Here is a 21235-nt window from a genome sequence, read left to right as displayed (position 1 = left end):
TTCCTCAAAACACCTGCGGGCTGAAGTCCGTATCCCCTTACAGTTCAGGATAGATCGTCCAGGTCTATGGTCTTCTTTTTCGTAAAATCTTTCGGAACATCATAAATTCCGGCCGGGGGCCGTTTCCGGGTCAACTCCACAGCCAGTTCCTCCCACCTTGGGTACCTTGTCTCCGTGGATTCGAGACCGAGCTGAAACCCCCTGATCTTGGACAGCTCCTCCTGAAACTGGTCTGTTCTCGAATAGATCTTTCTCAGGTTTCGAAGTAACTGATCATGCAGGCTCATATCAAACCCGCCATCCCTCATCGCCCATACAATGTATTCCTTTTCCTGGAAGCTCTTCCCTGACGATTCCACCCAGGAACGGATCCTGTACCCGTCACAGGTTTTCCCCAATATTTCCCTCGTCTTTCCAAGATCCGTCACCTCTCCCGTGGTGGGATATTTTCCCATCGTTCGAATGATGTCGTCCGAGAGGATGTGGGCGGTGTCCAAAGGGAGGGAGGCCTCAACGTAGGTCTTTTCCTTCATATTCAGGAAGAAAATCTTCTGTTCATTCCTGTGAAGGATCAGGGTCCAACCCGGAGTGCTGTATCGGATTTTATCAGCTCCGATCCACATTTCACTCGATGGATCCACGTCGACGGTTCTCTCTCCCGTCCCGGCGATCTTGTAGAAGACATGCCGAATATAAACATCACTGACCGATTCCTGTTGGGTTGCACAGGCAACACAGATAAATATGCTCAGGAATCCCAAGATCATTTTCTTCATGTTCGAACCTCCCTTGATTCGAAGAGGAATATTCCTCAACCATTCCATGATACGGGAAAGGTCCGTTCAGGTTTACAATTTTGAATATTTACAAAAGAACTGAATCGTATCGTTAGAGGATTCTGCCGTCCCTTTGGGCTTCCAGATCCAGGAGCAGACCGGTGAGCCAGCCCAGGCCCAATCCGATGAGGGTTCCGCACCAGATCGGTATTCCTGCAATGGGGTGGAGCAGGATAAGTTCAAGAGTCATTCCTGCGGCGGTTCCCGCAATCAGTCCGTTGAGGGTGAAGTGACCTCCCTGGATGAGGCGATGCGTGTGGTGGAGATGCGTCAGAACGTGATCGAGCATTCGATGGCATTCCTTCGCCTTTTCCCCGGAGGGGACGTCATGGACACAATCCGCTGCCAGCTGGCTCACAATGATTCGAGTCTGACGGCAGGTATCGCAGGATCCACTGAACTGATGAATCCGCATAGCTGCCCGCTCCCAGAGATCGAGATGGAGACGGCGGCATTCGGAATCCCCGAGCCGGCTTCTTCCCAGGGTAAAATCCCGCTGCGTCGTTTCAAGCCAGGATGTTGAGTATTCCATAATCCTTTCCTCTGTTTCGGAATTCTTCCAGGGATTTCCTGTTCTTTCTACGTATACGTCGCATTAAAATTCTCTCTTCTCATACAATCGCACCGAGACATGGATGGAGATCCAGACCACGGCGAGGGTGCACAATCCCGTGATGGCGAGGAAGAGGGGTACGCCGAGCTTCTCCATTCCCCGGGCGATCCAGACGACCAGAGCCATCGCAGGATCTTTGAAAAAATATGCAGGAACAGTAAATCCCGCCTTTCCCGCGACCCATCCCCCAAGATAGAGAATGACGGACACGGAAGCGAAAAGGATAATGAGAAGGGTGGACATGGCAGCCAGAGCCCTCCATGGACCCAGCCGGAAATAGAGGGGATAGAAGATCGACAGGAAGAGGAGAAGAACCACGAGAAAGGCCACCATGCCCTCCAGCGAAGCAACGGGATCAAAGTTCATCTTCTCCTTTTCGATGATCAGGTCGAGAAGAAGACCATAGAGAAGGCAGGTCAGAAGGCCCGCAAGCGTTACCAGGATGGAAGAGAGATAGCGGGCTCGGACCAGCATGTCCCGCTTTCCGGGAAGACTGAGCAGATAGAGATCGGCATCGTATCGATCATCGATCAGAATGACTCCCACGGAAAGAAAGAGCGTGAAGGCCATGTTGACCAGAAGATAGACCCCGGCAACTTTGAAAAAGATCGCCGCATAGAGCAGGTAGAAGGGCAGGATGATCCACAGGAAACCACGGGAAACGGCAAAGTCTTTATGGAGAAGGGCGGAGATCACAGGTCTCTCCTTTCAAAGAAATGGATGGAAAGGGCAAGGGAAGCTCCCACCATTGCCAGCCCGGCAAGACAAATAATGAAGAGAGCTCTCCCCTGTCCGAAAACCTCGATGGCCAGAACTGCAGGGGCGAAGGGCCCATAGGTCCGGAAGTCCGCCAGCGAGGGGGTGACACCGAAGAGATGGTCCAACAACCAGGGGATGGCGCCAAAGCAGATGAGCATAACCGTCGAGATGACAAATAAGTTGAGAAGCTTTTTCTGAGAAAGGGAACCATAGCGGTAATGGAGAGGGGCACTGGAAAGGGCCGCAAAGAGGACCATGGCGAAAACAAACAGCATTTCCTGCCACCGCATCACGCCGGCTCCCACAAGAAGCCCGGACGGAGCAAGACGATCGATCAGGGCAGTGGCGATGAAGGTGTAGAACACGCCCAGTATGATTACCATGACGGTGGACAGGATTCCTCCCAGAACCATCGTTCTGCGCCGAATGGGAAGGCTCAGGTAGAGAATCTCGGTCCGATGCCGAACCTCAGCCGCTTCTCCTATCGCACCCAGAACCGCCGTCACGACGAAGGCCACGAGGATATTGGCCACTTCGGGAAGTCCCTTTGTCTGAAAGGGGGCCTTAAACACAGCCAGGATAATCCAGTAGGTGCCGAGGATCCACCAGGTTGCATGGCTATTCAGAATTAGAATCAGATCTTTCCGAACAAGATTCCATGCGTTCATGGCATCCTCCCCACGACACGGGGATCGGGAAATGTGTCAGGGGCACCCATGATCTCCGTCCTTTCCTTTGACAATAAAAAACATGATGTCATCCAGCGTCGCCCTTTCAACCACGGCGCGATCGTTGAGCAAACGTCGGGCGGATGCCGCATCGGACGTGATTCCCTCAAATCCGAACTCACCCACCCGACATCCCTGGAGAAGGGATTGAACCTCAGGATTCAGCTGATCGTTCCCCCCCCGGACAACCCCCCATTGATCCAGAATTTCATCCTTTGAGGTGGAAAATACAATCTTTCCATCTTTGATAAAGGTAATGTAATCCGCAATCCGTTCCAGGTCGGAGGTGATGTGAGTGGAAAAGAGGATCGATTTCTCTTCATCCTGCAGCATCTCGGAAAGCCGCTCCAGAAGTTCCCGCCGAAAGACAGGATCGAGCCCCGAAGTTGGTTCATCCATGATAATGAAATCGGCATGATGGGAAAAGGCAAGGACAAGGGCAAACTTCATTTTCATCCCACGCGAAAGGTCCTTGAACTTTTTTTTCAGGGAAAGTTCAAATTCTCCACTCAATCGAGTAAAGATCTCATCATCCCATCGGGAATAAAACGGACGAATAATCGAAGCAATCTTCTGAAGCGAAAGGTAGTCGTAGAATATGGGAGCATCATGGACAAATCCGATGCGATCCTTGATCGAGATCTCGTCGGCTCGATTGTCCCTTCCAAAAATTTGAATTTCACCGGCGTCCCGAAGGATAAGGTTCAGAATGAGTTTGATGATCGTTGTCTTTCCCGCTCCGTTGGGACCGATAAGACCCATGATATATCCCTTCGGGATGGAGAAGGAGACATCGCTGAGGGTAAATCCCTCATATTCCTTTCTGAGATTCTGAATTTCAAGCACATTTTCCATTGAGATTCTCCTTAGAGTTCCCTGCGGGCATAGAGCCAGCCGGACATGACATAGGTGACGAGGATCAGACCGAGAATGATGAATCCCATGGAGAGAAGATAGGCGGGATCATCACTCATGGCTCGCATGGATCGAGCCATGTGAACGATTCCATCCACGCCTCCCCCCACATATCGTCGAGTACCCGGCATGATCGTGAGGAGAAAGAGAAGAACGGAGACCAACTGGGCCCCAATAAGGGAAAAGAAGAGTCCCTTGAATCCGTATCGGACCAGAAAGGGCATCAGCAGAGCCAGGAAGGCAGCCAGTGAACCCAGGGCCAGGAGGATGCCCGGCAGAGTCAGGGCGCCGCTCAGATCCACGCGGGCCCATGGGTTCAGCCATCCGATGGCCAGGGCCAGGGTCATCATGATACCCGCCGAGATCCAGGCGGCCGCATACCTGTGGTTCCAGATGGTGCGCCGCGTGATCGGAAGGCTGACGATGAGGCTGCCGGCCCCGAACTTATCCTCTCTCGTGAGGCATGTAACGGGGAGCATGGTGGACATGAGACCGCAGATGGATACATAGAGCGTGGCCGACATGTCAAAAAAGGATAGCCCTGCGAAATAGAAGAGATAAAGCCCTCCATTAATAAACAGATTTGTCCGGTTCATGCGATATTCATAGAGCAGGATCTTACGAAGCATGGCGCTGTTCTCCCTTCTTGAAGACCATAATTTCCTCCAGCGAGGCACGTTCGATCACGACACCTTCGGGTAAGTGGCCTCGTTCCGCCTCCACGTCGGAAATCAGCATTTCCGTGCCATAGGTTCCTCTTCGCACACCTTCAATGGAAGAAATACGGTCCACAGGAAGAAGTTCCTCCGATCCCTTCACCACAGCCCAGTGACTCAGAATGTCATCCGTCGGAGAGGAGAAGAGTACGGCACCATCCTGAATCAGGGTGATGTAGTCGGCGATTCTTTCCAGATCCCGGGTGATATGGGTCGAGAAGAGAATGGACTTCCCTTCGTCTTCCATGATGGACCTGAGTTGACCGAGAAGATCCCTTCGGAAAACCGGATCGAGACCCGTCGTGGGCTCGTCCATAAGAATCAGATCCGCGTCGTGGGAAAGAGCCAGGGTCAAAGCAAACTTTGTCTTCATGCCCTGGGAAAGCTTCTTGAACTTCTTCGCAAGGGGAAGTTCAAAACGCTCAACAAGGTTACAAAAGAGCGCATCGTCCCACTTCACGTAGAAAGGAGCGATGGCAAGGGAAATCTCACGGAGGGTGATATCCTGGTAAAAGGCAGGGACATCGTAGACAAAACCGATCCGGGCTTTGATCTCGGCCTCGCGCTCCACAGTATCCATACCAAAGAGACGGATATCCCCGCCCTCCCGGCGGATCAGGTTCATGATGAGTTTGATGATCGTTGTCTTTCCCGCGCCGTTCGGTCCGATCAGCCCCATGATGTATCCTCTGGGAAGGGCGAAGGTGACATTTTTCAATGAAAACGTTCCGTACTTTTTCCGCAGCCCGTTCACTTCAAGTGCAAATTCCATTATTCCTCCTCCCCGTAAAGGAGTTCCAGCATCTCCACGAGATCGGGAAGTTCGATTCCCAACACGCGAGCCTCACCCACCGCTTCAGCCAGCTTCTCCTCCACGAGCTTCATCTTTTTCTCTCTCAGAAACTCACGATTCTGGGAGGCCACGAAGGTTCCCTTTCCTCCCACCGTGTCGATGAAGCCTTCTCTCTCCAGCTCCTCATAGGCCCGCTTGGTCGTGATCACGCTGATTTGAAGCTCCCGGGCCAGCTTCCGAATGGAGGGGAGAGGTTCGCCCTCTTCGAGCTCACCGGAGATGATCTGGCTTTTGATCTGGCGGGCGATCTGCTCGTAGATGGGATCGGGCGAGGCATTGGCGATAATGATCTTCATCGATTTCTCCCGACGGTCAACCGTATTTTCTGTTCGTATCGTTTATACTGTATATATCACACATATACACTATGGCGCAAAAATTCATCCCTGTCAAGGGCGAGGATGTCCAACCGACCTCCACGGTCCAGAGGAACAGCGAAAAAAGCGTGTTAAAATAAGGGTTGATGTCCCTTCCCGAGAACTCTCTTCATTGCCCCGATCGGGGATCCTGGAGAACCTGGTTGACCCGTCACCATGCCTCCGAGAGGGAGATCTGGCTGGTCTGCTTTAAAAAACATACGAATCACCCGACCATTTCCTACGAAGATTCCGTGGAAGAAGCCCTCGCCTTCGGCTGGATCGATTCAATTGTCCGCAGGGTGGATGATGATCGATACCTGCGGAAATTCACTCCTCGCAGAGAAGGGAGTCAATGGAGCCCCACCAACCGCCGAAGGGCCCGGCGGGTACTGAATCAGGGGGGATTCACACAGGCCGGCCTGCGACATGTGGAGCCCTGGATTCACAAACCGGAACCGCAGGCTCACGTTGAACCTTGCCGAAGGGAGGTTACCACACCGGACTGGATTGCCGATGCTCTGAAGTCCCATCCGCCGGCATGGGAGCACTTTACCCGGCTCGCGTCCTCCCATCGCCGCACCTATATTCTCTGGATCACATCGGCAGTGCGAGAAGAGACGAAGCGCCGACGCCTCTCGGAAGCGGTTGAACGCCTGACCCGGGGAGAGACCCTGGGACTCAAGTAGTATGATTCGCCATTTCCCTTCGTCCTGGCCTTTCTGGAACACCCGGGTCTGGAGATCCGGATGGAAATGAGACCCTCACGGAAACTGGCCGCCATCATGTTTACCGACCTGGTAGGGTATTCTTCTCTCACCGAGAAGGATGAATCGAAGTCCATGGTGCTCCTGGAGGAGCATCGTGCGATTGTCAGATCCGCTCTGAATGAATTTCGGGGCCGTGAAATCCGCACCATGGGGGACGGATTTCTGGTTGAATTCGGGAGTTCTGTGGACGCCGTGGAGTGTGCGGTGGCGATTCAGACCCGACTCCATGATCGAAATCGTGAAGAGAAATTGGAAAACAGGATCATATTGCGGATCGGGATCCACGCGGGAGATGTGATCTACCAGGGTGACGATCTCCACGGCACCACGGTCAATGTCGCGGCCCGCATCGAACCCCTCGCTCCCCCGGCAGGCATAGTGATCACGAAGCAGGTCCGCGATCAGATTACAAAAATTCTTAACCTCCCGATGGACTCCCTGGGCCTTCAAAAACTCAAAAACATCGAGACGCCCATCGAACTCTATTCAATTACCCTTCCCTGGCTTGTGGAACCATCGCGATCGGGACCCGGTACCAGGATGGAACCATCGGTCTCCCGGAGACAGGCAAGAAGAGTCTACCGGGGGATCGTTCTCCTTGCCATTGCGGGCATGATCGTAGTTGTCATCCTGGCCTTCCTGTTCAGCAAACGTTCCTCTTTCTTCTCCCCTGCCCCCTCTCCCCCGGAGACCCGCGACCATTCCGTGTGGACCGACTCGATTGCAGTTCTTCCCTTTGAAAACTTCACACCTGATCCTGACGACGACTACTTCACCGATGGAATGACGGAGGAGCTGATCGACGCACTGACAAGGGTTCGGGGTTTGAAAGTCTGCGCCCGTACCTCCGTTTTCGTGTTTAAGAATCGTGACATCGATATTCGTACGATTGGACGCAAGCTGGGTGTTTCCATGATTCTGGAGGGGAGCGTCCGGGAGGCAGAAGACACCCTGAAGATTTCTGTCCAGCTTATTCAGGCGTCCGATGGATTCCATGTGTGGTCGGATACCTTCACGATGAAAAGGGATAACGTCTTTACGATCCAGGAATCGATTGCGGGAAACGTGGTCCGCAACATGAAAATTCACATGAAAAGCAAGGAGGATTTCCCGGTCCTTGCACCGTCCACCTTGAACCCCCAGGCCTACCACCTCTTTCTGAAGGGACGGTATTACTGGAATCTCAGAACGGAAGAGGACATCCTGCAGGCACAGGATCTGTTCGAACAGGCCCTCGATGAAGATCCTACCTACGCCCTGCCCTACCTGGGGCTGGCCGAAACCTATGTCGTCCTTCCCAGCATTGGTGGCCTGTCCGGGGACGAAGCCTATCCAAAAGCTGAGATGTACGCAAGGAAAGCTCTTGATCTCGATCCCACTCTGGGCGAAGCCCACGCAGCTCTGGGTGTGGTCCAGTCCGATTGGAACTGGGACTGGGATGAAGCCACCCGGCAATTTGAGCAGGCGGCACGGCTGAAGCCGGGGTACGCGACCCTCCATCAATGGTACGCATCCCACCTGATCAGCACGAATAAATTGGATGGCGCTCTGAGGGAAGCCAGGCTGGCGTTTGATCTGGACCCCCTTTCCCCCGTGATCCATTCCATGCTCGCCGAGGCGTATCACTATCGGCGGGAATACGGGATGGCGGAGCGCGCGTTCCGCGAGATTGTCAAACAGGATCCGAACTTCATTGGCACCCACATGACCCTGGGTCTCGTACTTATGCACCAGCAACGGTACGAAGAAGCCCTTGCGGAAGTCGGCCTCGAAAAAGATTACACACCCTACTGGAGTGCCTTTAAAGATACGATCCGTGCATATATTTACACATCCATGGGAGAGCGTAAACAGGCGCACGACATTCTTGATACCCTAATAAAAGAGTATGACTCTTCTGAAATTTCCTATCCCTCCCTGATCGCCCTTCTATATGCGGCTCTCGGAGAGAAGGATGAAGCCATCCAATGGCTTGACCGGTCCTTTTCCGAGAAGGATCTTTACGTGACCTGGATCTATCTGGAACCGGCCTTCGACCCGCTACGGACCGATCCCCGATACCTGCGAATTTTCAAGCGGGTCGGCCTGGATGTAAAAGACTGATCCTCCCTTTCTCCATGACCCTGATACAATTCCCATTCATGACAGTACAACAACGAAACCCGATTCCTGTTTTTTTCGTACAACTGCGAGAGGGAGGCAAGAATCTCAGGCTCTTGGCCTTCCCCTCGAATTCCTCAGAGCAAAAGGAGACTCTTCATGAAAAAGATCTTATCGCTCCTGATCCTCGCCCTCATTGCAGGATCCTGTACAACCAGGGAGACCAATCCCCTTATGAACGAATTTGACGCACCGTTCGGTGTGCCCCCTTTCGAACAGATTAAAGAAGAGCACTACATGCCCGCGATACAAAAGGGCATGGAGGAACAGATCAAGAACATCGACGCCATTGTGGCCAACCCGGATCCGGCGACGTTTGAGAACACACTGGTTGCCATGGAGCACAGTGGGGATCTTCTGACCCGGGTTACCAACGTCTTCTTTAACCTGAATTCCGCCAACACGAACGAGGCCATGCAGAAGATCGCCCAGGACGTTGCCCCCATGCTTTCCGAGCACTCGGACAACATCCTTCTGAACGATAAGCTTTTTCATCGAATCAAGGCTGTCTATGATGGGAAGGCCACCCTGGCCCTCTCTCCCGAGGACGCCATGCTTCTTGACAAGTATTACAAGGATTTTGTCCGGGGCGGCGCCAACCTGGACGAAGGAAAGAAGGCCAGGCTCCGGGAAATCAACAAGGAGCTTTCCCTCCTTTCTGTAAAGTTTGGAGAAAATGTCCTGAAGGAAACCAACGCCTTTGAACTGGTCATCGATAACGAATCCGACCTGTCCGGACTGCCGGACGCCGTCGTGAAGGCTGCCGCGGAAGAAGCCGCTGCCCGCGGAAAGGAAGGAACGTGGGTCTTCACGATCCAGAAACCCAGCCTGATCCCCTTTCTCCAGTTTTCCGACCGCCGGGACCTGAGGGAAAAGATGTTTCATGCCTATATCACAAAGGGGGACCACAATGACGAGTTTGACAACAAGGACATTGTGACCCGTATTGCAAACCTCCGCGTGGAAAAGGCCAACCTGCTGGGTTTTCCCACCTACGCCCACTATATCCTGGATGAAAATATGGCCAAGGAACCCCGGAAGGTGTACGACCTCCTGAACAAGGTCTGGGATCCCGCCCTGGCGAAGGCAAAAGAAGATGCCGCAACCTTCCAGAAGATGATCCGGGACGAAGGCGGAACCTTCAAGCTGGAGCCGTGGGACTGGTGGTACTATGCAGAAAAATTGAAAAAAGCCAAGTACGATCTAGAAGATGAACAGCTGAAACCTTACTTCAAACTGGAAAACGTTATCAAAGGTGTTTTCGATACTGCTACGAAGCTGTACGGGATCACCTTCGAGGAGCGCCATGACATCCCGGTTTACCACCCCGATGTTAAGACCTTTGAGGTGAAGGATGCTGACGGATCCCATATCGGGATTCTGCTCACCGACTACTTCCCGCGGGACAGCAAACGCGGCGGAGCCTGGATGAGCGCATTCCGGAAGCAGTCCAAACGAAACGGAACCAACATCTCCCCCATCATCTATAACGTGGGGAACTTCACGAAACCGACGGCGGAAAGCCCCTCTCTTCTGACGCTGGAAGAGGTCACCACACTCTTCCACGAATTCGGACATGCCCTCCACGGTCTTCTCTCCGACTGCACCTATGAACGGTTGTCCGGTACCGACGTGGCCACGGACTTTGTGGAGCTTCCTTCCCAGATCATGGAAAACTGGGCCCTGGAGCCGGAAGTCCTGCGCTCCTACGCCCGGCACTACCAAACCGGGGAGCCCATCCCCGATGAGCTGATCGAGAAGATTCAGAAAACCAACCAGTTCAACCAGGGATTCATCGCCACGGAATTCCTCGCCGCGGCCTTCCTGGACATGGACTGGCATACCCTGACGGAATCAACCGAACTTTCGGCCACCGATTTCGAAAACCAGTCAATGGATAAGATCGGCCTGATTCCCGAGATCGTGGTCCGATACCGCAGTCCCTATTACAGTCACATCTTTGCCGGCGGCTATGCTGCTGGATACTACAGCTATCTCTGGGCCGAAGTCCTGGACGCCGATGCTTTCCAGGCTTTCAGGGAAACCAGCCTCTTTGACAGGGAAACCGCAACCAAGTTCCGGAAATACATCCTCTCGAAGGGGGGAACACAGGATCCCATGGAACTCTACGTCAAGTTTCGGGGCGCTGAACCTTCCATCGATCCACTCCTGGTACGTCGCGGCCTGAAATAATCCGCATACAGAATCATTCTTATCCCCGCCTTCGGGCGGGGATTTTTTTATGGAAACCCTTTCTTGTTCGATTTGAGATAATAGGCCCATGAACCCGCCCTTCCGAATGCGCCCCTGTCTGATTTCCCTTATTTTCATGATGCTGATGACACCATCCCTTCTCCCCGCCCAGGACTATTCTCTGAAGGGAATCGTGACCCTCTATGGAGACAACACCGAGTTTGAAGGGGACTACCGGGAGGGTGAAACCATCTTTGGAGCCTGGCTGGCCGCCCTGGGGGAAGCCAAACTCTCGGAAACCCATGCACTGACCCTGGGACTCTGGGCTAATCGACGCCACGGAAGCGATGATTTCATGGAGGACACCTGGCCCTATATTTCCTTTGCCTGGGAAACGTCCCATTCCACGTTCATCCTCGGTAATTATGTTCCGGAAAAGCGCCACGGATACCTGGAACCCATCCAGGTGTCAACCCTGGAACTGACCCGTCCCGTCGAGTCGGGGCTCTCCTGGACCCATGCCTCATCCCGGCATCACGTTCATTTCTTCATTGACTGGCAGAAGCTCTGTACGCCCGACCAGCGTGAAGTTTTCGATTCAGGTCTCGTGACACGCTTTACTTTCGCCTCCTTTCTGGACGTATCCTTCCAGTGGCACTGGTGGCACCAGGGGGGTGAACTGACGAGGGTCGGTCGCGTGATCAACAACAATGTGGGAGCCCTCGGCCTTCGACTTCACGGTTCCCTTCCCGTTGTGGGCTCATCTTCCCTTCAGTTTCATTACCTTGGGAGTAAGATCACGATCGATCCCGCCTACCCCGATCGCCCCCCGGAGGGTTCGGGTTTGCTGGCCAACCTGGAGGTTTCCCCCTTCCGGAACCTGACCTTCTTCGCGACCTGGTGGAAGGGAGAGGACTTTCTCTCCTACGAAGGGGATCGGAACTATGCATCCTGGGGTGACAATCCCGATGTGTACCGGCAATCCAGGAAGTACGCGGAAATCGGGGTCGGCCTGGAGCGGGAGATCACGCCCCTTGTCCGCCTCAAGGGGGACTTCCGCTTTAACCGGATCGATGACCGGGACATCGGTCTCGCCCTGCGCTTCACCCTCACCACCCGCCTCTCCTATCCGGTCCGTTCCGGGGGCGATTGAATTCTACCCGGGGATGGTATACCCTGTGGGTGAGCACATCCCGGGAGGACACCATGCCAAGAAGAAAAAAGGAAAAGAAGGAAAGGAAGATCTCTCTCTTTCTCTATACATCGATCGATAATTCCGGAAAAAAAATACTCGAAGCCAGTATCAGCGGTTCCAACCTCAGGGAAATGAAATCTGACCGCTTTACCTCTCAACCCAAGTTCGGTCCTTTCTCCTCCAAGGACGAACTGCTCGATTTCATCCATGTCGTTGCCGCGGAAGAGGGGTACACGCACTATGTCGTGACCCCCGTATCGCTCGACGCCATAAAATCCCATGAAGCCGATGAGGTCTTAAGCCGCCCGATCCAGGGAGAAATCGACCCGAAAAGAAACCATTAAAGGATCGTGTACCACCTGCATCCCGTTCATCAGCGGCTGAGAATTCCGTCCTCTTTCAATTTTCTGATGATTCCCCGGCTCTGATCCCTGGCCACAGCTCCGCGCCCATCCGGTCTACCCTGGGAAATGGCCCGTGCCCTCCACACCACCTGGCCGGTTCGGGCATCCAGGAGAAGGTAATAGAGAGTGACGAGCTCGACCTCGTTTCCCCCCTCCGCCTCAAACTTTTCCGGGCGGGGAGTCATGTACCGGCCGTCAAAGTCCAGTGGATTACAGATGGCCACGTGCAGGGTCTTATCCCTATCCTCTTCTGTCACCAGATCGGGATGGGCATCCAGGATGGTTCGTATTTCTCCTTCAGAAACCACCAGAATTCCATCAATGTCCTGATTCTCAATTACCCGGGAAAAGTTTTCCGGGGTTAATGCCTCTTCCTTCAGCCACGTTGTAAGCGATGTTGCTTCCAGACTTTCCTCTCTCATTTCCCGTAGAAGGGCCTGTTCCGCAGAAACTCTATCCTTCAGGGAAGGAAAGGAAGCATCCACGAGGACGTGACTCAGTTTCCCCCCCGTGTCCAGGGATTCCCGTACCGATTCAACCTGAAGGGAGGAACAGCCGGAAAGAAACAGCAGGACGGCAAGGGCTATCGGAACTCGGTTTCCGGTGATTCGGACCTGGATGAGGTGTTTCATGATGTACCTCCCTGGGACTATACGGCCTGAACAGGGTGAGGTTTCTGATGTGCTATGATTTCGATGGGTTCAGGTACCCTGTCGTTTCTTATTATATTCCCATGAGGTGAACGGCCGGCTGTAGACTGTCGCAGTACCGGATCCGGAGGGTACCCGGCTCCCGGCCGCACAATCCGTTCACACAGGCTTCATCGTCCCGTGATGAACCTGATGCATCATGGAAGTGAAGATACCGGGGAGAGTGCGACCATGACAACACCATATTCCAACCATGTGAAGGTAGCCATCGATTCAGAGCTATTCCTTTCCCGGAAGATCAGGGAGAGTTGTTGTAACGATACCAAGTTCGGGGGTAAACCATGAGATCGCTATTCACTGCTTCCATCCTGGTCTGTATGCTGTCGATCCTGGGCTGCGGTCCTGCAGGTGAGACCACCCTGACGGATCCCTCTCTCCCACTCTCCGGTCAGGATGTGGGACGGCGATGGAAAGGCGTTATTGAAGAGGCTACATCCGGAAACCTCTCTCTCACTTCCCGGATTGCTGTACGGTTTGTTCAACCTCTTCCCGGGATCACCGGTGGAACGGCCGCCTCTTCCGATCTGTTCGCCTTTGATCCGGCAATTCGCGGAGCCATTTCCTGGATGGACACCCGGACGATCATCTGCGAACCCTACGAACCTCTGAAGCCAAAAACTACCTATCATGCCACACTCAACCTCTCCAGGGTGTCCAGCTCTCTCTCCCGGATGGCTCCCTTTTCCTTTTCCTTTACGACTCCCGGAAATGAACTCGTGGCTCAGGAAGTCTCGTTTCTTCCGGTAAAACCGGGCGATCCCACCCGGGTGACGTTAAATCTGACCCTTACCTTTGTCCATCCTGTTCCCCTTGATGTATTGAAAGCATCCGTCCAGCCATCCTGTGATTGGAAACAGGAGGGAACCAGACCGGTCTATCGCGGAAAAACGGCGGAGATCAGAAGGGGCGACAAATCCCAGTCTCTTAAGGTTATCGTCCCCGGAGATCCACTGGAATTGATTCAGACCGTAGAAAAAACTTTTACGCTTGAACCGGTTCAGGCCATGGCCGTCCGCTCGTGGTCCACCCTGGAGGAAGAGGGTCAGATGGGAGTCCAGGCCCACTTCACCGAACCTCTTAAAGAGACAGCCGATTACACCGCCTATATTTCGGTGACACCGAATCTTCCCCTCAAGGTCACGGCCCGCGGAACGATGATCCTCATTACCGGCCCGTTTGAACGGGAAAAGGATTACTCACTGGAAATCCTGCCGGGTATCGCCAACATCTGGGGAGGATCCACAACTGAAGGCGTAACCAAGCTCATCCGGTTTGAGGATATGAAGCCTGATGTCGCCTTCACTTCCAGGGGAGTCTACCTGACCTCTTCCGCAAAGGAACGTCTGAGTTTCAAGACGATGAACCTCAATCGGCTCCAGCTTGAGGTTTACCGGGTCTTTCCGGACAATATCGGTCAGTTTCTTCAGGTCAACGATCTGGAGGATCGGACAGAATCTTTTTATGAACTTTCCCGTGTGGGAGATGTTGTCGTATCAAAAAAACTCAACATCCAGAATCAAAAGAATACGTGGCAAAAGCATGATCTCGACCTGGAACCCCTCTTTACCGGGCTGGGGCGCGGAACTTTTATTGTCTCCCTCTCCTTTACACGGGAGGATACCGATTACGACTGTTCCGGCTGGGACCGTAACCGCTACGACTACCGCTATTACTATGAGCATCCCTGTTCGGGTGGATATTACTATCGGCACGGCAGGGTCACAAAACCGGTCCTGGTCAGCGACATCGGCCTGATGGCTGTCAGGGATCGTCAATCTCTTCTTATCTATTCGACCAACCTTCTCACGGGGAAACCGGAACCCGACGTTTCCCTCACAATGTACTCCTACCAGAACCAGGTCATGGAACGCACCCGGACCGACGCAAAGGGAGAAGCGGTTATGAAGCCGTCCGGGCACCTCCTTGTGGGAGAAAAAGACGGGCAGAATGTTCTCCTGAAATTCTCCTCCGATGGCCTCTCCCTGGATGACTTTCCCATCGAGGGTGTGCGCACCTCAACCTCGGGTGGACTTCGAGCCTTTGTCTACACGGACCGCGGCGTCTACCGTCCGGGGGACACGATCCACCTGGCGGCCATGGTGCGGGAAGGTGTCGATCAGGTGCCCGTTGACCTCCCCCTTACTCTCATCCTGTCCAACCCGATCCAGCAGAAGGTTCAGGAAGTGACGAGTAAAACCGGGATGGAGGGAATTCACGTCTTTCACCTGGAAACAGGACTCGATGCACCAACGGGGCTCTGGCGGGCCGATCTCAAGGTCGGAACCACGAGGGTGGCTCAGCAGAACCTTCGGGTCGAAACCGTGGCCCCGCCGAAAATCAAGGTAACGCTGACCACAGACAAGGACGCCTACTCCCTGACCGGGGAGCCCATTCCCGTTCAGATTGGAGCCGACTACCTCTTTGGAGCTCCCGGAGCGGGGCTTTCCTATTCCGCCCGTGCGGAGGTCCGAAGTCGTCCATTCGACCTTGAAGATTACCGGGGTTTCACCTTTACCCATGAAGGCCGGGCTTTTTCACCTACCCGGGAGGACCTGGGAGAAGGAACCCTGGACGGGGAGGGCAGGGCGCAGGTGACCTGTATTCCCGAAGTCCTGGAGGATGTTCCCTCTTCCCTCTCCCTGACCTTCCGTGCCGATGTACTGGAGAGGGGGGGCAGGCCGGTGTCCCAGTCCCGGACTGTCACGCTGAATCCCTACCCCGCCTATGTCGGTCTTCATCAGCCGGCCGCTGACTGGATCAAAACCGGGGAACTTCTTACGACATCCGTGGTTCTGGCCAATCCCGACGGCAAGCTGGCCAAGGGAAAAAAGCTCAAGGTAAACCTCTACTACAACGAACGATACTGGTGGTGGGAGTACGATTCCGCCGCCGATTACCACCTTCGATACAAGGACGATGTGTCCACCCGTCTGGCCTCCTCCTTTGATGTCGTTTCGGGTACCGAACCGGTTCCCGTGTCCGTTAAACTGGAGGAGCCGGGAGAATATCTGCTCGAGGTTGTGGATCCCCAGGGGGGTCATGCCGCAGGATTTTTCCTGCGGGGTTCAGCCTGGGCCTTCGATCCATCCAACATGCGGGGCGGAACGACACTGAAAATGGAAGCGGATCAATCACTCTATCGTCCCGGTGATACAGCCCATGTAAAATTCCAGACCCCCTCGGAAGGGTCGCTCTATGTCTGCGTTGTTAAGGGAGATACGCGGCTTTCGTCCCTGAGAAAAGATATGAAATCAGACGAAACCACGGTCGATCTGCCGATCCGGGTGGACATGGTACCCAACGTCTACGTCTTCGCGGAAGCCGTCCAGCCTCATGCCCAGACGGTAAATGACCGTCCACTGAGAACCTATGGGGTCATGCCCCTCCGTGTTGAAGAGCCGTCCACACGGTTCGACCTTCACATCAAGGCTCCTGAGGTCATCCGGCCCAATACCACCCTGAAGGTCGAGATCCAGAGTGAAGATCGGAAATCCGCTGTAGTTACCGTCGCCGTCGTGGACGAAGGACTTCTTTCCCTGACCAATTTCACCACACCCGATCCCTGGGAGTATTATTACCGGAAGCTCGGCCTGGATATTTCGTTCTTCGATATTTTTGACAAGGTGATCGGCGCCGCATGGGGACCGACGATTCAGACCTTCCGGGTCGGAGGCGGATTAAGCGAAGGGCAGGCCCGCCAGGCGATTCCCGTCAAAGTCCGAAGGTTCCCTCCCCTATCTCTCTTCAAGGGACCGGTCCGGCTGGACAGAGAGGGCAAAGCATCCCTCACCTTCGACCTTCCCAACTACATGGGACAGGTCCGGGTCATGGTCGTGGGTGCAAGGTCGCGGGCTTACGGATCTGCGGAAAAATCAATCCGGGTCAAGGATGACCTTGTGATTCTGCCCACCCTTCCCAGAGTCCTGGGACCGGGGGAATCCTTCACCCTCCCGGTAACCGTATTTGCGACCCGGGATGGTGTCGGCGAGGTCAAGGTTTCCCTGTCCGATCTGAAGGGGATGAAGCCGAAGGAAGGCAAGGCTAAGACCCTCAACCTCCCCAGAACAGGGGACGGGGATATTGCCTTCTTGATGAATGTCGATTCCGCTGTCGGTCCGGCAAAGGTCACCGTCACTGCCACGGGAGGCGGTGTCACCGTCCATGAAACCGTGGAGATCGCTGTACGGCCTGTCCATCCCGCAGTGACCGAAAGCCGGGAAGTTGTCCTGGAACCAAATGCAACAGTGGAAATTGCGATTCCTCAAATGGGCCTTGCGGGAACACGAAGTGCCCAGGTAAAAATCTGGTCGTCCAAACCCGCCTATATCGGCCGGCATCTCTCCTGGCTGATTGCTTATCCGTACGGATGCATCGAACAGACGGTATCCACGGTCTTTCCCCAGCTTTACCTGAAGGATATCCTTTCGGCAGCCCCCGATGTGAAGGATAAGATGTGGCTCGAGCGGACGATCGATGACCGGATCAACGCCGGCATTCATCGCCTTTCCCGATTCATGCTTCCTGAAGGATCGTTCTCCTACTGGCCGGGAGAGCGTTCTTCCGCCTCCATGTGGAGCAACCTCTACGCGGGCCACTTCCTTGTGGAAGCCCGTCGTCTCGGGTATCCCGTACCCTCGATGCTGGACACCTGGCTGACCCATGAGACCGGCCTGAATCCCACCGTCGGGGATTCCTGGAGAATCAATGTATACCGGCAATACATCCTCGCCCTGGCGGGTCAGCCCAACCTGTCCGCTTTGAACCTGATCCGGGAAAATCACTGGAAGGAGCTTTCCAATCAAGACCGCTGGATGCTGGCCGGAGCCTACCAGCTTTCGGGCGCACGGGAAATCGCGGAAGACCTGAGGAAGAGCCTCACCCTGGCCATCGACAGGGATAAAACCACCTGGAGAAGCTGTTTTGGTTCCGCCGTCGGAGATCAGGGCCTCCTTCTCACGATGGTAGTCCTCTTCCATGAGGAAGCAAAGGCAAGTGAGCTGTACGATCTGATCAACCAGGAACTCAAGGCTTCCTCCTGGCTCTCGACCCATGGCCTCTCCTGGGGGCTGATGGGAATGGGAAAATATATTGCGGATCATAAACCCGGGACCCGGGAGATGCGGGGGCAGGTACTCTTCGAGGATGATACCCGGATCGGCTTCTCTTCCGACCACTACGTCCTGACCCTTCCGGCAACGGATCGAATCGGACAGACTCTCCGTGTGAAGTCACAGTGTGAAAACTCACTCTTTGTTGAGGTTGTCTATCAGGGGATTCCGGAAAAATCCGATCTACCTGCAGAATCCCGCGGCATGGTCCTGGAACGGGAATTCCTATCAGAGGACGGACAAAAGATCGATCCAGCAGCCCTTTCCCAGGGTGTCACCTTTTACGCACATATCATCCTGAAACCTCAGGCGGATCTCGATTACGTGGCGGTGACCCAGATCTTTCCCTCGGGATGGGAGATCTCCAATACCCGTCTGACCGGTGAAGCGGCCCCGGCCTGGGCCGAGGCCTTTCCCGGGAACACCGATCTTTCCTACATGGACATCCGGGACGACCGGGTGTCCTGGTTCATGGATCGGACTCACGGTACCCGAACTTATCACTTCCTCGTCCGGCTCTCCACGGTTACGAAAGGAACCTTCACTTTCCCTCCCACCTACGCGGAGACGATGTATGATCACGGCTTCTATGCCCGGATCCCCAACCCGGAGGTGGTCGTCCGTTGAAGCGTCTTTTGCTATGTCTCGTCCTGGCCTCCATCCTGACCATGGTCACCTGGCCTGTCCGGCTGGGCGAGGTTCCCTTCGGCACGGTAGTTCTCGATCGAAACGGGAAGGTGTTAAAGGTCTTCCTTTCCGAAGACGACTACTGGCGTCTACCACTGGATTCCGGACCCCTTCCCGAAAAGGTGGTCTCGGCCCTTGTGGCCTCGGAAGACCAGCGGTTTTTCTCCCACCACGGCATCGATCCGATTGCCGTTGTTCGGGCCATCGTGCAAAACTTTCAGACAGGCGCCATCGTAAGCGGGGCATCAACCCTTACCATGCAGGTGATTCGGATTGACAACCCGAGGCCAAGAACGATCCTGTCGAAAATAGTGGAGGCCTTTTCGGCCTACCGTCTTGAGCTCCGCAGTTCCAAGGAGGACATTCTCCGTCACTATCTGAATCGTGCCCCTTTTGGAGGCAACCTGGAAGGAATCCGTGCCGCGGCATTTCGATTCTTTGGCAAGGACGCAGACGATCTGACCTGGGCGGAAACCTGTGCGCTTGTCGTCCTGCCCCGTTCCCCGTCTACGGTAAATATGACGGAAGGCCGGGATCTCCTTCTTCAGCGAAGGGATACTCTCCTCAAGAAGCTTCTTTCACGGGGGATACTGAATGATTCGACGTACCATGCGGCCCTCCGGGAAAGGCTTCCTTCTCACCCCTATGCCATGCCCTCCCTGGCCCCTCACCTGGCGATTCGACTGAGGGGAACCCATCCGGGAGAAACCATTCAAACGACAATTGATCCCGACCTGCAGCGTATGGCGGAATCCGAGGCTCTTCGATGGAGCCAGCAGCTCTCCGATCTGGGGATTCACAATCTTTCCCTCCTGGTAGCGGAGACCCAAACAGGTAGGGTCCGGGCCTATGTCGGGTCAAACTCCTTTTATGACCACACCCACCAGGGACAGGTGGACGGTGTCCAGGCTCCCCGGTCCTCCGGGTCGATTCTCAAACCTTTTCTTTACGCTCTGTCGATTCAAAAGGGTGATCTTCTTCCCGATTCCCTTCTTCCCGATGTTCCCATGCGCTTCGGACGATTTGAGCCCGCCAACGCGGGACACACCTACTCCGGAAGCGTTACGGTCCGTGAGGCTCTCACCCGTTCTCTCAACGTTCCTGCCGTCTTTAGCCTGCGCCAATATGGCGTACTTCCCTTCCATGACTTTCTTGCCGAGGCGGGGATGACCACGCTGTGGCGTCCTCCATCGGCCTATGGCCTCACGCTCGTCGTTGGCGGAGGGGAGACAAGCCTCTGGGATCTCGTGGCCCTGTACCGGGGACTGGGCCGGGGCGGTCTCTTTTCAGGAATCACGGTCGTCGAAGGGGATCCTGTTCCCGCCGAGCACAGGATGATCTCACCCGGGGCCTCCTATCTCGTTCTGGATATCCTTCGAGACGTTCGGCGGCCCGGGTGGGAGTATGCTCCTGTCCTCATGAATGATGCCCATCCCCTGGCCTGGAAGACGGGAACTTCTTTTCATCAGAGGGATGCCTGGGCTCTTGCCGTCAGTCCTGACTGGACGATCGGGGTCTGGGCCGGGAATTTTACCGGGGAGGGCAATGCCAATCTGATCGGCTCCAGGACAGCCGGCCCTCTGCTCTTTCAGATCTATCACCGGCTTCCCGGGAAATCGGGCTGGTTTCCTGAACCTTCCCATGACCTTACAACGATTGAAGTGTGCGCTGATACGGGGTTCCGTCCATCCCCGTTCTGTCCATCAACCCGCCGTGTGCTGGCTCCCCGATCAAGCCCCTCGGTTCGCCCCTGCCCCTATCATCGAGATTTTGTCGTGGATTCCCATACGGGAAAAGAAGTGTGCAGTATGTGCTGGCAAAGTGAATCGGTTCGCCACGAATCCCGCCTTATCTTTCCGCCAAAGATCTCGGCCTACCTGCGGATGGCCGGCGTCAACACGGACAAGCCGCCTGTTCATGAAAGGACCTGCCCCACTCTCTCCGGGGAGGAGACGCTTCAATTCATTTATCCCCTGGCGGGAAGCCGGATCTGGATCCCGCGAGACTATGACGGCGTAACTCAGCAGGTGGTTCTGCGTGCAGCCCACCTGGACACGAACTCACCCATGTACTGGTTCATCGATGAACGCTTTGCCGGCGTGACGAAGGGAGATCACAGCCTGGCCGCTTCGCTTGAAGATGGGGTTCACGAGGCACAGATTGTCGACCCCGACGGCCATGCCGCAGCCATTACCTTTGAGGTGTATCGAAAGAGCCGTTCCTGAAAATTGC

16 protein-coding genes are annotated in these 21235 nt (G+C 54.8%); 7 read left to right on the top strand and 9 right to left on the bottom strand.

The annotated features are described in order from the left end of the window. Positions 1–44: 44 nt before the first annotated feature. From PLD04_00790 to PLD04_00755, 8 genes are all read right to left on the bottom strand, one after another. The gene (locus tag PLD04_00790; GenBank protein HXK66853.1) at positions 45–776 is read right to left on the bottom strand and encodes a hypothetical protein; all 732 of its coding nucleotides are present in this window, start codon (positions 774–776) and stop codon (positions 45–47) included. A gap of 112 nt (positions 777–888) precedes the next feature. Further along, positions 889–1368, bottom strand: a complete 480-nt coding sequence (locus PLD04_00785; GenBank protein ID HXK66852.1) for a hypothetical protein — start codon at positions 1366–1368, stop codon at positions 889–891. A 63-nt stretch (positions 1369–1431) separates the two neighbouring features. Continuing rightward, positions 1432–2145: an ABC-2 transporter permease gene (locus tag PLD04_00780; GenBank protein HXK66851.1), complete on the bottom strand. Its 714-nt coding sequence runs from the start codon at positions 2143–2145 to the stop codon at positions 1432–1434. Then, complete coding sequence (locus PLD04_00775) at positions 2142–2876, bottom strand: ABC-2 transporter permease (protein HXK66850.1); 735 nt, start codon at positions 2874–2876, stop codon at positions 2142–2144. Before PLD04_00775 ends, PLD04_00780 begins: the two co-directional genes overlap by 4 nt. Before the next feature lie 36 nt (positions 2877–2912). Beyond that, entirely contained in the window at positions 2913–3791 is an 879-nt protein-coding gene (locus PLD04_00770) for an ABC transporter ATP-binding protein (protein HXK66849.1), read from the bottom strand. A gap of 11 nt (positions 3792–3802) precedes the next feature. Beyond that, positions 3803–4480 (bottom strand): ABC-2 transporter permease, encoded by a 678-nt coding sequence (locus tag PLD04_00765; GenBank protein HXK66848.1) that lies wholly within the window; start codon positions 4478–4480, stop codon positions 3803–3805. Continuing rightward, positions 4470–5339: an ABC transporter ATP-binding protein gene (locus PLD04_00760; GenBank protein HXK66847.1), complete on the bottom strand. Its 870-nt coding sequence runs from the start codon at positions 5337–5339 to the stop codon at positions 4470–4472. The genes PLD04_00765 and PLD04_00760 overlap by 11 nt, the downstream gene beginning before the upstream one ends. After that, positions 5339–5716: a GntR family transcriptional regulator gene (locus PLD04_00755; protein HXK66846.1), complete on the bottom strand. Its 378-nt coding sequence runs from the start codon at positions 5714–5716 to the stop codon at positions 5339–5341. Before PLD04_00755 ends, PLD04_00760 begins: the two co-directional genes overlap by 1 nt. A 167-nt stretch (positions 5717–5883) precedes the next feature. On the opposite strand from PLD04_00755, the gene PLD04_00750 reads away from it, so the two are divergent. The 5 genes from PLD04_00750 (at position 5884) to PLD04_00730 (ending at position 12438) form a co-directional block, all read left to right on the top strand. Beyond that, on the top strand, positions 5884–6465 hold the full coding sequence (locus PLD04_00750) for a YdeI/OmpD-associated family protein (GenBank protein ID HXK66845.1): 582 nt from the start codon (positions 5884–5886) through the stop codon (positions 6463–6465). A gap of 60 nt (positions 6466–6525) precedes the next feature. Continuing rightward, entirely contained in the window at positions 6526–8649 is a 2124-nt protein-coding gene (locus PLD04_00745; protein ID HXK66844.1) for an adenylate/guanylate cyclase domain-containing protein, read from the top strand. A 156-nt stretch (positions 8650–8805) separates the two neighbouring features. Next, positions 8806–10899 (top strand): M3 family metallopeptidase, encoded by a 2094-nt coding sequence (locus PLD04_00740; GenBank protein ID HXK66843.1) that lies wholly within the window; start codon positions 8806–8808, stop codon positions 10897–10899. Positions 10900–10987: 88 nt separating this feature from the next. After that, positions 10988–12052 carry a hypothetical protein gene (locus PLD04_00735; GenBank protein HXK66842.1) on the top strand — a complete coding sequence of 355 codons (1065 nt, stop codon included), beginning with the start codon at positions 10988–10990 and terminating at the stop codon, positions 12050–12052. A gap of 53 nt (positions 12053–12105) precedes the next feature. Beyond that, positions 12106–12438: a hypothetical protein gene (locus tag PLD04_00730; GenBank protein ID HXK66841.1), complete on the top strand. Its 333-nt coding sequence runs from the start codon at positions 12106–12108 to the stop codon at positions 12436–12438. 29 nt (positions 12439–12467) lie between these two features. Here PLD04_00730 and PLD04_00725 read toward each other — a convergent pair whose 3' ends face one another. Further along, positions 12468–13130: a hypothetical protein gene (locus tag PLD04_00725; GenBank protein ID HXK66840.1), complete on the bottom strand. Its 663-nt coding sequence runs from the start codon at positions 13128–13130 to the stop codon at positions 12468–12470. Between the two features lie 359 nt (positions 13131–13489). On the opposite strand from PLD04_00725, the gene PLD04_00720 reads away from it, so the two are divergent. Together PLD04_00720 and pbpC are read left to right on the top strand one after the other, a co-directional pair. Beyond that, positions 13490–18943 carry an MG2 domain-containing protein gene (locus tag PLD04_00720; protein ID HXK66839.1) on the top strand — a complete coding sequence of 1818 codons (5454 nt, stop codon included), beginning with the start codon at positions 13490–13492 and terminating at the stop codon, positions 18941–18943. Further along, entirely contained in the window at positions 18940–21228 is a 2289-nt protein-coding gene (pbpC, locus tag PLD04_00715) for a penicillin-binding protein 1C (GenBank protein ID HXK66838.1), read from the top strand. Before PLD04_00720 ends, pbpC begins: the two co-directional genes overlap by 4 nt. Positions 21229–21235: the final 7 nt, after the last annotated feature.

The sequence above is a fragment of the Thermoanaerobaculia bacterium genome (assembly GCA_035593605.1).
In the GTDB taxonomy this organism is placed as follows: domain Bacteria; phylum Acidobacteriota; class Thermoanaerobaculia; order UBA2201; family DAOSWS01; genus DAOSWS01.
Note: the sequence above shows the minus strand (reverse complement) of the source record. Positions and strands in the feature narration are given on the sequence as shown.

Excerpts from the sequence above, each read along its gene's own strand:
- PLD04_00790 (HXK66853.1), bottom strand. The coding sequence starts at position 776 with ATGAAGAAAATGATCTTGGGATTCCTGAGCATATTTATCTGTGTTGCC.
- PLD04_00785 (HXK66852.1), bottom strand. The coding sequence starts at position 1,368 with ATGGAATACTCAACATCCTGGCTTGAAACGACGCAGCGGGATTTTACC.
- PLD04_00775 (HXK66850.1), bottom strand. The coding sequence starts at position 2,876 with ATGAACGCATGGAATCTTGTTCGGAAAGATCTGATTCTAATTCTGAAT.
- PLD04_00770 (HXK66849.1), bottom strand. The coding sequence starts at position 3,791 with ATGGAAAATGTGCTTGAAATTCAGAATCTCAGAAAGGAATATGAGGGA.
- PLD04_00765 (HXK66848.1), bottom strand. The coding sequence starts at position 4,480 with ATGCTTCGTAAGATCCTGCTCTATGAATATCGCATGAACCGGACAAAT.
- PLD04_00760 (HXK66847.1), bottom strand. The coding sequence starts at position 5,339 with ATGGAATTTGCACTTGAAGTGAACGGGCTGCGGAAAAAGTACGGAACG.
- PLD04_00755 (HXK66846.1), bottom strand. The coding sequence starts at position 5,716 with ATGAAGATCATTATCGCCAATGCCTCGCCCGATCCCATCTACGAGCAG.
- PLD04_00750 (HXK66845.1), top strand. The coding sequence starts at position 5,884 with ATGTCCCTTCCCGAGAACTCTCTTCATTGCCCCGATCGGGGATCCTGG.
- PLD04_00745 (HXK66844.1), top strand. The coding sequence starts at position 6,526 with ATGGAAATGAGACCCTCACGGAAACTGGCCGCCATCATGTTTACCGAC.
- PLD04_00740 (HXK66843.1), top strand. The coding sequence starts at position 8,806 with ATGAAAAAGATCTTATCGCTCCTGATCCTCGCCCTCATTGCAGGATCC.
- PLD04_00735 (HXK66842.1), top strand. The coding sequence starts at position 10,988 with ATGAACCCGCCCTTCCGAATGCGCCCCTGTCTGATTTCCCTTATTTTC.
- PLD04_00730 (HXK66841.1), top strand. The coding sequence starts at position 12,106 with ATGCCAAGAAGAAAAAAGGAAAAGAAGGAAAGGAAGATCTCTCTCTTT.
- PLD04_00725 (HXK66840.1), bottom strand. The coding sequence starts at position 13,130 with ATGAAACACCTCATCCAGGTCCGAATCACCGGAAACCGAGTTCCGATA.
- PLD04_00720 (HXK66839.1), top strand. The coding sequence starts at position 13,490 with ATGAGATCGCTATTCACTGCTTCCATCCTGGTCTGTATGCTGTCGATC.